The following is a 10,935-nucleotide window of genomic DNA, read 5'->3' as shown; positions in this document are numbered from 1 at the left end:
GCGGGGAATTGGCACGCTGATTCGCTGAATGGGCGCGGGCCGGCGTCCATAGAATGAGCGCAATAGTCTCCCGAGGCTCGCCCCTCCTTCGCACGCCACATGTCTTATCCGGCCCATACCCAACGACAAGCCGCCGCCGACCCCGGACGCCTGGCTCCCAGCCACTCCCCCGCCCGGTTGCGCGCGACCGCCCATCTGTACGGGGTCGACAGCGTCCCCCTGGAACATGCCCGCGTGCTGGCGATCGGCTGCGGCGACGGCGCCGGCCTGCTGCCCTTCGCCCTGGCCCATCCGCAGGCCCAGGCGGTCGGCATCGACGCATCCGAGGCCCTGGTGGCCCAGGGCACGGCGGCCGCCCAGCGGCTGGGCGCGGCCAACCTGCGGCTGTACGTGGGAGAAGCCGCCGACATCGGCACCCAGCTGGGCCAGTTCGACTACGTGATCGTCACCGGCCTCTATAGTTACCTGCCGGCGCCGGCGCAGCAGGCATTGCTGCAGGCCTGCGGACAGTTGCTGTCGCCGCAGGGCATCCTGTACCTGGACAGCCACGTCTATCCGGGCGCCAAGTCGCTGGAAGTGGTGCGCGACGCCATCATGCTGCACGGCCACGCCGCGCAGAACGACGCCGAACTGCGCCAGAGCGCCACGGCGGCGCTGTCCCTGTTCAAGGACGGCCTGGCGGCGTCCAACCCGCACGCCTCGACCCTGGCGGCCGCGGCGGAGCAATTCGCCCGCGCCCTTAGCGACACGGCGGCCGGCGCCAATCCGCTGTCCTGCAACCCCAGCTATTTCGTCGAACTGGCCGGCGTGGCCGCCCAGGCGGGGCTCGCCTATCTGGGTGATGCACAGCCGCTGAGCGAATTGCCGCTGTCGTTCGGCCAGGGAGTGTCGCTCAACCACAGCCTGCTGGCCATGGGACAGCCGGTTACGGTGCGCCAGCAATACCTCGACTTCGCCACCGGGCGCGCGTTCCGCCAGTGCCTCTGGCTGCGTGACGAACGGGCCGCCGAGGTCCAGCGTCCGGACCTGGCGCGGCTGCGCGACCTGCGTTTCGCGTCCGGCCCGATCCGGCTGGCCGCCAATGGCCAGGAACAAGGCGCCACCTATGTGAATCACCTGGGCCGCGCCCTGGTCACGCACGACGCCGACGTGGTGACGGTGGTGGACACGTTGGCGCATGCCTGGCCCGGCTCGCTGCCCTACAGCACCCTGCTGGCGGTCCTGCTGTACCGCAACCAGATCGACAACGACGCCGGGACCAGGATCCTGCAGCGCGTCCTGCAGACGCTGCTCGAGCACGATCTGGCGCACTACTGCCTCGACCGCGGTCCCTATGACACCGAGGGCGGCGACACCTTCCACCTGCTGCCGTTCATGAGCGAAGCGGTGGCGGACGGCGAACCCGCGCTGCCCCGCTTCAATCTCTGGCACGAGGCCGTCAACTACCTGCCGCCGCCCGAGCAGGCGGCGGTCGTGGCCAACCTCGCGGCGGGCCGCCTGCCCAGCGCCGCAGCCGACCTCGGCCCCGCCCCCGAACCCGCGGACGTGGCGGAGACCCTGGCGCTGCTCAAGCGTTATGCCTTGACCCAAGGCGGCCCCAAGGCCTGGGCCGATCTGCTGCGCCGCACGCTCGAGGCCGCGGGGGAAACCTATATGCCGCTGGCGGGCATGTACGCCAGCGCGCGGGCCTGCCAGAGCCTGAATTCCCGGGTGCTGCAGGCCAGCGGACACCAGTCGAACCCGCCCGCCAGCATCGCGGCCCCCCGTCAAGCGCATGCACGAACTGATGGTGCAGAAGGCCTACCTCGAGGCGGAACCCGTGGCGCGCCAGCTGACCAAGCTGTCGCCGCGGTTCTGGGATGCCTGGGAAGTCCTGACCGTCGCCTTGTTCAGCACCTTCCGCAGCCCGCAGGCCCTGCTGCCGGCGCTGACCATGCTGGACCTGGCGCCGGCCGACCCGCAGAGCCACATCGTGCTCGCCGCCGTCCTGACCCAGCTGGGGCGCACCTCCGAGGCGATCGGCGTGGCCCGCCGCGCGATCGAACTGGATCCGCGCAGCGCCGAAACCCATTCGGCCCTGGCCGACGCGCTGGCCGCCGAGCGCCGCTACAAGGAAGCCGAGGCCTGCAATCAGACCGCGCTAGCCCTCGATCCGACCCACCGCAAGGCGCTCATCAACCTGAGCAAGATCTACATCGACTCGGGCGAGGTAACGCAGGCCGAGCTGATGACCTGCCGGACCCTCACGCACTATCCGACTGCTCCCGTGGCCCGCAACAACCTGTTGTTCGCCATGAACTATTCGGACGATCGCACGGCCGAAGAGGTGTTCCAGGCCTACCGCGACTACGACACCGACCTGTGCGTGCCGCTGCGTTCGAGCTGGAAGCCGCACGCCAACAAGCGGGATCCGGCGCGCAAGCTGAAGGTCGGTTATGTCTCGCCCGACTTCCGCCAGCATTCCGGCAACTACTTCATCGAGCCGGTGTTCGCCCACCATGACCGCGAGCGCTTCGAGCTGACCGCCTACGCGGAGCTGGTGGCCGAGGACGCCACCACGCCACGCCTGAAGGCCTATTTCGACCACTGGGTGCCCACGGCGGCGCTGACCGACGTGCAACTGGCCGAACGCATCCGCGCCGACGGCATCGACATCCTCATCGACGTCGCCGGCCATACCGCCGGCAACCGCCTGGGCGCGTTCGCGCGCAAGCCGGCGCCGGTATCGCTGACCTGGCTGGGCTTCGGCTACACCACCGGGCTGTCGGCGATCGACTACATCATGACCGACGGCGTCATGCTGCCCGAGGGCTACGAACACCTGTTCTCGGAAAAGCCCTGGCGCCTGCCGCAAGGCAATTTCATCTATCGGCCCGGCGGCGGCATGGGCGACCCCGGCCCGTTGCCGGCCCTGAAGAATGGTTACGTGACCCTGGGCACGCTGACCCGCGCGATCCGCATGAACGACCGCACGGTCAAGGTCTGGTCCGAGATCCTGCGCCGCCTGCCGCGGGCGCACCTGGTGGTCAACAGCACCAGCTACCGCGACGGCCCGATGTGCGAGCAGTTGATCCGCCGCTTCGAGGCTCACGGCATCGAGCGCCAGCGCCTGGAGATCGGCTGCACCAGCCCGGCCTGGGACGTGCTGCGCGGCATGGACATCGGCCTGGACTGTTTCCCCCACAATTCCGGCGTGACGCTGGTCGAGACGCTCTACATGGGCGTGCCCTACGTGACGCTGGCCGACCGTCCCAGCGTCGGCCGCATCGGCGCCTCGGTGCTTCAGAGTGTCGGCCATCCGGAATGGATCGCCGACAACGAGGCGGCCTACGTCGACAAGGTGGTGGCGCTGGCCAGCGACATCCCGGCGTTGCAGGCCCTGCGCGGCACGCTGCGCGACCAGATGGGCGCAAGCCCCCTCATGGACGAGCCGGCATTCGCCCGCAAGTTCGAAGCCGCCCTGCGCGGCATGTTCACGAATTGGTGCGAGAACCAAGCATGAAAGCAATCATCCTGGCCGGTGGCCTGGGCACCCGGATTTCCGAAGAAACGCATACGCGCCCCAAGCCGATGATCGAGATCGGCGGCCGCCCGATCCTGTGGCACATCATGAAGACCTACTCCGCCCACGGCGTGAACGAGTTCGTGATCTGCTGCGGCTACAAGGGCTACATGATCAAGGAGTATTTCGCCAACTACTTCCTGCACATGTCCGACGTCACCTTCGACATGGCCGACAACCGCATGGAAGTCCACCCGCGCAAGGCCGAACCATGGCGCGTGACGCTGGTCGACACCGGCGAGAACACCATGACCGGCGGCCGCCTCAAGCGCGTGGCCGACTACGTCAAGGAAGAAGAGGCGTTCTGCTTCACCTACGGCGACGGCGTGGCGGACATCGACATCAGCGCCCTGATCGCGTTCCACCGCCGTCATGGCGGCCAGGCGACGGTCACCGCGGTGCAGCCCCCCCGGCCGCTATGGCGCGCTGCGGCGCGAAGGCGACCGGGTCACCGGCTTCACCGAGAAGCCGCGCGGCGACGGCGGCCTGATCAATGGCGGCTTCTTCGTGCTGTCGCCCAGCGTCCTGTCGCTGATCGAGAGCGACGACACCAGCTGGGAAGCGGCGCCGCTCGAAGCCCTGAGCCGCGACGGCCAGTTGCACGCCTATGAACACCTGGGCTTCTGGCAGCCGATGGACACGCTGCGCGAGAAGAACCTGCTCGAGTCGTTGTGGAACACGGGCAAGGCGCCATGGAAAGTCTGGTAAGCAGGGACGGCCCGACGTCCCTGCCACCACCGCGCGCGCCCTTGCGGGCGGCGCGGCGTCACTCGAAACGCCCGCTTTTCATTTGATCACCAGGCCCTGCCCGGTGGGCAGTTCCAATACCCGATACCCACGCTTGGCAAACCAGGGATCTTCGGCGTCCTTCTGGGCGCGATACGCCAACCAACCATAGTCGTCCAGGATCAGGACCGCACCGGGAACCATGCGATCGAACAGTATTTCCAGCGCGCCGATTTCCGCGTCGGCATTATTCAGGTCCAGATGCATGAAGGCGATCTTCTCGGGCGCGACATCGTGCAGGACTTCCGGAACCTTGCCCTGGCTGACGGTGACGTTGGGCAGATCGGCAAAACGCTGCGTCACCCAGCTGAACAGTTGTTTGCTGTGTTCGGGCATGGCGTGATGCGGCTGGGACGGATCGTGATCGAACAGATCGTAAAGATAGTAGTGGCGATCGGGATGGGACGAAAAATCGACCGCATCGCAAACGATCCGCGCCGTCGTGCCCTTGTAACAAGCACACTCGACGAAATCGCCTTCCAGGCGCAGGCCATTGCGCACACCCCACAGGACGACGGAAATCCGCCACAGCACCGCCTGTTCGATCGAGGTGCTGGCGTGGTTGCCAAATGCCGTCATCAGAGCGTCGTCTTCCAGAAAGCCCAGATTACGATGATACGTAAAGAGATTGTCCCCGGCGTAGGCCCCGGACACCGCCCCAATTCCATTCAGGGCCGTCTGGATGCCTTCATAAAACATATTGGGGTCCTGCAGCCCGAAAAACACTGTCTTCAGGTGATTCTTGCTCATGTCGGATACGCTCAAAACGATTATTGAATGTGATCGCTCAATCATCCGGAAAATTGGATGGTTTTGCGCTGGGTTGCCTTGGTACTGATGTTACAGAAAGCACCTCGCACTTGGACGAAAAACTAGGGGCCGATTTCTCGACTGATCCCCCTATTGCCGCGCACCCATGTCACTAGAATGGGCAGTGTCGCGGAGAACGTCCCTAGAAATCCCATCCACACCATCGCTCGCACCTGATTCCCACTTAAGTACTCATGACCGGGTCCCCCTTGCCCTCTCCCACTTTCTGGCGCGACAAGCGCGTTTTGCTGACCGGTCACACAGGTTTCAAAGGCGGCTGGTTGGCGCTGTGGCTGCACCGGCTGGGCGCACGCGTCACGGGCATCTCCCTTGCGGCCGAAACGACTCCGGCGCTCCACCAGGCCGCGCGCATCGACAGCCTGATCGACGGCCGGCACTGCGACATCCGGGATGCCGCCGCCCTGCGACAACAGGTCCTGGAGGCGCGACCCGAAATCGTGCTGCACCTGGCCGCCCAGGCGCTGGTGCGGCCCAGCTACGCCGAACCGGTGGACACGTTCGCCACCAACGTGATGGGCACCGCGCACCTGCTGGACGCGCTGCGATCGGCGCCGGACGCCAAGGTGGCCGTCATGGTCACCACCGACAAGGTCTACCGCAACAACGAATGGCCCTACCCGTACCGCGAGCACGACACGCTGGGCGGCCACGATCCCTATAGCGCCAGCAAGGCGGCCAGCGAACTGGTCATCGCCTCGTACCGCGACGCCTTCCTGAAACAACAAGGCCTGGCGGTCGCCAGCGCGCGCGCCGGCAATGTGATCGGCGGCGGCGACTGGTCGGTCGACCGCCTGCTGCCCGACGCCGTGCGCGCCTGGCGCGATGGCGGCGAGCTGCACGTGCGCCGGCCCCAGTCGGTGCGGCCCTGGCAACACGTGCTCGAACCGCTGGCCGGCTACCTGACCCTGGCGGAGACGCTATGGCGGGATCCGGCGCTGGCCGACGCCTACAACTTCGGACCGGATGCCGCCGAGGCCGCGCCGGTGCGCGCGGTCATCGACCTGGCGCAGGCCACCTATGGCCGCGGCCGCACGGTCTATGCCGAGCACCCGCAGGGACCGCACGAAGCCGGCCTGCTGACGCTGGATACCTCGAAGGCCCGCGCCGTGCTTGGCGTGGCGCCGCGCTGGCCGCTGGCCACGGCGGTGACGCGCAGCATGGACTGGTACCGCCGCTTCGACGCGGGCGAGGACGCGCTGGCGCTGTGCCAGGCCGACATCGACCGCTACGCGGGGCGGCCGCGATGAGCCTGGAGATCCACGACACGCCGCTGGCCGGCCTGAAGCGCGTGCGGCGCCACCCGCGCGGCGACGCGCGCGGCTTCCTGGCGCGCCTGTTCGATGCCGAGGCCCTGCGGGCCGCCGGCTGGAACGGCGCCATCGCGCAGGTCAACCATACCCATACCGCCCAGGCCGGCACGGTGCGCGGCATGCACTACCAGTTGCCGCCGCATGCCGAGATGAAGCTGGTCAGTTGCATCCGCGGCGAAGTCTGGGACGTGGCGGTGGATCTGCGCCGCGGCTCGCCCACCTTCCTGCAATGGCACGCCGAACGCCTGTCCGCCGACAACGGCTGCGCGCTGCTGATCCCGCAGGGCTTCGCCCATGGCTTCCAGACGCTCGGCGACGACGTCGAGATGCTGTATTGCCATTCCGCGGCCTACGCCCCGCAGGCCGAGGCCGGCCTGCATTTCCAGGATGCCCGCCTGGGCATTGCCTGGCCCCTGCCCCCTACCCTGGTGTCCGAGCGCGACCTGAATCATCCGCGCCTGGATGCCGCTTTCCCGGGAGTCGCACTGTGAAGTGCCGCCACTGCCAGGCCGAACTGAGCCTGCCCTTTCTCGACCTGGGCCACGCGCCGCCGTCCAATGCCTACCTGAGCGCCGACGCGCTGCGCGGCCCGGAAACCTGGTTTCCGCTGCGCCTGCTGGTGTGCGAATCGTGCTGGCTGGTCCAGACCGAGGACCACGCCGGCCGCGAGGCCCTGTTCACCGACGACTACGCCTACTTCAGCTCGTTCTCGTCGTCCTGGCTGGCGCATTCGCGCCGCTACGTCGACGCCATGGCCAGCCGCTTCGGCCTGGGCCCGCAGAGCATGGTGTGCGAGATCGCCGCCAATGACGGCTACCTGCTGCAGTACGTCAAGGCCGCCGGCATCCCCTGCTATGGCGTCGAACCCACCGCCAGCACGGCGCAGGCCGCGCGCGAACGCGGTATCGACATCGTGCAGCGCTTCTTTGGCGTCGAACTGGGCGACGAACTGGCCAGCACCGGCCGCGCGGCCGACCTGGTCGCCGCCAACAACGTGCTGGCGCACGTGCCGGACATCAACGATTTCGTCTCGGGCTTCGCCGCGCTGCTCAAGCCCCAGGGCGTGGCCACCTTCGAATTCCCGCACCTGCTGCGCATGGTGCGCGAGAACCAGTTCGACACGGCCTATCACGAACACTATTCCTACCTGTCGCTGACCGCGGTCGCGCGCATCTTCCGCGCCAACGGCCTGGCGGTGTTCGACGTCGAGCACCTGCCCACCCACGGCGGCAGCCTGCGCGTGTATGCCCAGCGGCTCGACACCGGCAAGCACGAGGTGACGGCGGAGGTGGCGCGCACGCTGGACGAGGAGCAACAGGCCGGCATGACCGGCGCGGCCTTCTACGAGCGCTTCCAGCAGCAGGCCGAGCGCATCAAGAACGACCTGCTGGCGCTGCTGGTGGAGCTGCGCCGCAACGGCAAGCGGGTGGCCGCCTATGGCGCCGCCGCCAAGGGCAACACGCTGCTGAACTTCGCCGGCGTGCGGCCGGACCTGCTGCCCTACGTGGTGGACCTGAACCCGGCCAAGCAGGGCAAGTACCTGCCGGGCAGCCATATCCCCATCGTCGCCGAGGAAGTCCTGCGGCAGGACCAGCCCGAGTACATCGTGGTGCTGCCCTGGAACCTGAAGACGGAAGTCTCGCAACAGCTGACCTACGCGCGCGAGGGCTGGCACGCCAAGCTGGTCACGGCCGTGCCCGGCCTGGCGATCGACGGCGGCCACGACGCATGAACACCGCGCCGGTCACCGTCCTGGGGGCAACGGGCTTCATCGGCCGCCACCTGCTGGCGCGCCTGCGCGCCGACGGCATCGCCTGCGAGGCGCCGGCGCGCGATGATGCCGGCCTGTTCGACCGCCCCCTGGGCCACGTGATCTACGCCATCGGCCTGACCTCGGACTTCCGCAGCCGGCCGCTGGACACGGTGGAAGCCCACGTCTGCCTGCTGCGGCGCCTGATCGCCGCCGGCCACTTCGACAGCCTGACCTATCTGTCCAGCACCCGCGTGTATGCCGGCGCCAGCGACACCCGCGAGCAGGCCGCGCTGACGGTCAATCCGAACCACGCCAGCGATCTCTACAACCTGTCCAAGCTGATGGGCGAATCCCTGTGCCTGCACGGCGGCCATCCGCGGGCCCGGGTGGCGCGCCTGTCCAATATCGTGGGCCTGCGCGACGCGCCCGACAGTTTCATCGACCAGCTGCTCGAGGAAGGCGCGCGCGACGGCCGGATCACGCTGCACACCACGCTGTCCTCGCGCAAGGATTACCTGTACATCGACGACGCCGTGACCCAGATCCTGGCCCTGGCGCAATCGGACGCCACCGGTATTTTCAACGTGGCTCACGGCCAGGGCGTGGACAACCGCGCCATCGCCGAGTGCCTGGAAGCCGCCCTGGGCTACCGCGTCACCGAAGCGGCCGACGCGCAGCCCTGGGCCTTCGCCGATATCGACACCCAACGCATGCGCACCCGCTTCGGCCTCGCGCCGCGCGCGTTCGCCGACTATTTCCCGCATTTTCTGGCGCAGTACCGCCAACGCAAAGGAATCTGAATGTCCTACCTCGAAACCACGCCCGACGCGCATCCCGAATACCGCCAGGAAAAGGCCGCCCGCATCGGCTCGTTCGCGACCGACCAGGAGTTCCGCGAACTGTCGATCGCCTGGCGCCAGATGGCGCTGGAGCGCAAGTACATGAACAACTTCTCGTGGGCCGGCCGGCCGCTGATCCAGCTGCCCATGGACGCCATGGCCATGCAGGAACTGATCTGGGCGGTCAAGCCGGACCTGATCATCGAGACCGGCATCGCCCATGGCGGCTCGCTGATGCTGTCGGCCTCGATGCTGCAGCTGCTGGGCGCCGGCGAAGTGGTGGGCGTGGACATCGAGATCCGCGAGCACAACCGCCGCGCCATCGAGGCCCACCCGCTGGCCGGCCGCATCCACCTGATCGAGGGCTCCAGCATCGACCCGGCCACCATCGCCCAGGTCCGCGCGCATGCCGAGGGCAAGAAGAACATCATGGTGTGCCTGGATTCGAACCACACGCACGACCACGTGCTGGCCGAGCTGAACGCCTATGCCGACCTGGTCAGCGTGGGCAGCTACTGCGTGGTGTTCGACACCTTCGTCGAGGACATGCCGGCCGACTACGAATGGCCGGGCCGCCATTGGGGCAAGGGCAACAACCCCAAGACCGCCGTCTGGGAGTGGATCAAGAGCCACCCGGAATTCGAGATCGACCGCTCGGTCGAGGATCGGCTGCTGGTGACCTCGGCGCCCGACGGCTTCCTGCGCCGCAAGGCCTGACCGCGCCACAGGCGGCATCATGATCGAGATCGATCCGAGCGCCCGCGTATCGCCGCTGGCCGACATCGAGGATTCCACCCGCGGCACGCGGATCGTGATCGGCCCCGGCGCCGTGGTGGATTCCTTCGTCAAGATCAAGCCCGCCGGCGGCGCCGGGGACGTCATCATCGGCCCGGACTGTGTCATCAATTCCGGCTGCGTGCTCTATACCGGCAACGGCATCCGGATGGGCGCGCGCGTGGCGGTCGCGGCCAATTGCACCTTCGCCCCCGCCAACCACGAGTTCCGCCGCCGCGACCTGCCGATCCGGCAACAGGGGTTCCGCCCCAGCAAGGGCGGCATCGTCATCGAGGACGACGTCTGGATCGGCGCCAACTGCGTGCTGCTGGACGGCGCCATCCTGCGCGAAGGCTGCGTCATTGCCGCCGGCAGCATCGTGCGCGGAGAAATCGCCGCTTTCTCGATACAGGGCGGCAACCCCATGGCGGTACTCGGCTGGCGCGAAGAGACCGGCGACTGAGCGCCCCCCACGACATGATTGGTTGGAAGCCGGCTTTTTGCCGGCTTATTCCTTTTTTGCCCGGCCAGGCAGGCGGTCATAATTGCGTTCGTACGCTTTTGTATCTATATTTTTCGTAACATGACCACCACGCCTCCCGATCCACTCGCTACGCGGCATGACGGCACCACGGATCCAGACGACCAGGCGCCGGTGGATGCGCACACCCAGCGCTTGCGCGACGAGAACCGCGCCCTGCGCGAACTGCTGGCGGCGCAAGTGCAGGCCTCGATCCCGCGGCCCGGCCTGTTCAAGCGGCTGGGCTGGGCGCTGATCAGCGCGCCCGGCGCCGCCCTGGTGGGCTGGCGCAGCCTGATCGGCCGCGAGGACGCCACCCCGATCACCGGCAAGCGCGTGGGCTACGCCACCCTGACCGTCCTCTATACGCTGGCGATCTACGGCGCGCTGGTGTTGCTGGTGGTGTCCTGGAGCACGCCCAACGCCGCGCGCACCGGGGTGAACGCCGCCGGGCCGGTGCGGGTGCCGCTGGACGCCCCACAGGGCGCCGGCCAGGAGCCGGCGAGCCCCGCCGCCCCGACCGACCGGAACAGCGGCGACGGCGCCGCCACGCCCCCCCC

At 67.9% G+C, this 10,935-nt stretch carries 8 protein-coding genes and 3 pseudogenes; 10 read left to right on the top strand and 1 reads right to left on the bottom strand.

From position 1 onward, the window contains the following. Nucleotides 1-99 precede the first annotated feature (99 nt). From AOZ49_RS33780 to rfbF, 3 genes and pseudogenes are all read left to right on the top strand, one after another. Nucleotides 100-933: pseudogene (locus AOZ49_RS33780) on the top strand (methyltransferase domain-containing protein); the annotation flags it as partial. Between the two features lie 841 nt (nucleotides 934-1,774). Next, nucleotides 1,775-3,502: an O-linked N-acetylglucosamine transferase, SPINDLY family protein gene (locus tag AOZ49_RS33775; RefSeq protein WP_231690490.1), complete on the top strand. Its 1,728-nt coding sequence runs from the start codon at nucleotides 1,775-1,777 to the stop codon at nucleotides 3,500-3,502. Then, nucleotides 3,499-4,270, top strand: a pseudogene (gene rfbF / locus AOZ49_RS30525) (glucose-1-phosphate cytidylyltransferase). The gene AOZ49_RS33775 and the pseudogene rfbF overlap by 4 nt, the downstream one beginning before the upstream one ends. Before the next feature lie 78 nt (nucleotides 4,271-4,348). Here rfbF and AOZ49_RS30520 read toward each other — a convergent pair. Continuing rightward, a complete protein-coding gene (locus tag AOZ49_RS30520; RefSeq protein WP_054431985.1) occupies nucleotides 4,349-5,098 on the bottom strand; it encodes a class I SAM-dependent methyltransferase in 750 nt (249 codons plus the stop codon). Between the two features lie 254 nt (nucleotides 5,099-5,352). Here AOZ49_RS30520 and rfbG point away from each other — a divergent pair, with 254 nt between their 5' ends. The 7 genes and pseudogenes from rfbG to AOZ49_RS30485 form a co-directional block, all read left to right on the top strand. After that, nucleotides 5,353-6,426, top strand: a complete 1,074-nt coding sequence (rfbG, locus tag AOZ49_RS30515; RefSeq protein WP_054479631.1) for a CDP-glucose 4,6-dehydratase — start codon at nucleotides 5,353-5,355, stop codon at nucleotides 6,424-6,426. After that, nucleotides 6,423-6,980 carry a dTDP-4-dehydrorhamnose 3,5-epimerase gene (rfbC, locus tag AOZ49_RS30510; RefSeq protein WP_054479629.1) on the top strand — a complete coding sequence of 186 codons (558 nt, stop codon included), beginning with the start codon at nucleotides 6,423-6,425 and terminating at the stop codon, nucleotides 6,978-6,980. The genes rfbG and rfbC overlap by 4 nt, the downstream gene beginning before the upstream one ends. Beyond that, nucleotides 6,977-8,221, top strand: coding sequence for a class I SAM-dependent methyltransferase (locus tag AOZ49_RS30505; RefSeq protein WP_054479626.1), 1,245 nt, complete (start codon nucleotides 6,977-6,979; stop codon nucleotides 8,219-8,221). The genes rfbC and AOZ49_RS30505 overlap by 4 nt, the downstream gene beginning before the upstream one ends. Next, complete coding sequence (locus tag AOZ49_RS30500; protein WP_054431989.1) at nucleotides 8,218-9,042, top strand: NAD-dependent epimerase/dehydratase family protein; 825 nt, start codon at nucleotides 8,218-8,220, stop codon at nucleotides 9,040-9,042. The genes AOZ49_RS30505 and AOZ49_RS30500 overlap by 4 nt, the downstream gene beginning before the upstream one ends. Continuing rightward, the gene (locus tag AOZ49_RS30495) at nucleotides 9,043-9,798 is read left to right on the top strand and encodes a cephalosporin hydroxylase family protein (protein ID WP_054431990.1); all 756 of its coding nucleotides are present in this window, start codon (nucleotides 9,043-9,045) and stop codon (nucleotides 9,796-9,798) included. It begins immediately after the preceding gene. A 19-nt stretch (nucleotides 9,799-9,817) separates the two neighbouring features. After that, nucleotides 9,818-10,318, top strand: coding sequence for an acyltransferase (locus AOZ49_RS30490; RefSeq protein WP_054431991.1), 501 nt, complete (start codon nucleotides 9,818-9,820; stop codon nucleotides 10,316-10,318). Between the two features lie 120 nt (nucleotides 10,319-10,438). Continuing rightward, a pseudogene (locus tag AOZ49_RS30485) lies at nucleotides 10,439-10,935 on the top strand (hypothetical protein); the annotation flags it as partial.

The organism is Achromobacter sp. 2789STDY5608615 (assembly GCF_001298995.1).
Taxonomy (GTDB): domain Bacteria; phylum Pseudomonadota; class Gammaproteobacteria; order Burkholderiales; family Burkholderiaceae_B; genus Achromobacter; species Achromobacter insuavis.
The sequence above is the reverse complement of the archived record's forward strand: the minus strand, read 5'-3'. Positions and strand labels throughout refer to the sequence as shown.

Excerpts from the sequence above, each read along its gene's own strand:
- AOZ49_RS33775 (WP_231690490.1), top strand. The coding sequence starts at position 1,775 with ATGCACGAACTGATGGTGCAGAAGGCCTACCTCGAGGCGGAACCCGTG.
- AOZ49_RS30520 (WP_054431985.1), bottom strand. The coding sequence starts at position 5,098 with ATGAGCAAGAATCACCTGAAGACAGTGTTTTTCGGGCTGCAGGACCCC.
- rfbG (WP_054479631.1), top strand. The coding sequence starts at position 5,353 with ATGACCGGGTCCCCCTTGCCCTCTCCCACTTTCTGGCGCGACAAGCGC.
- rfbC (WP_054479629.1), top strand. The coding sequence starts at position 6,423 with ATGAGCCTGGAGATCCACGACACGCCGCTGGCCGGCCTGAAGCGCGTG.
- AOZ49_RS30500 (WP_054431989.1), top strand. The coding sequence starts at position 8,218 with ATGAACACCGCGCCGGTCACCGTCCTGGGGGCAACGGGCTTCATCGGC.
- AOZ49_RS30495 (WP_054431990.1), top strand. The coding sequence starts at position 9,043 with ATGTCCTACCTCGAAACCACGCCCGACGCGCATCCCGAATACCGCCAG.
- AOZ49_RS30490 (WP_054431991.1), top strand. The coding sequence starts at position 9,818 with ATGATCGAGATCGATCCGAGCGCCCGCGTATCGCCGCTGGCCGACATC.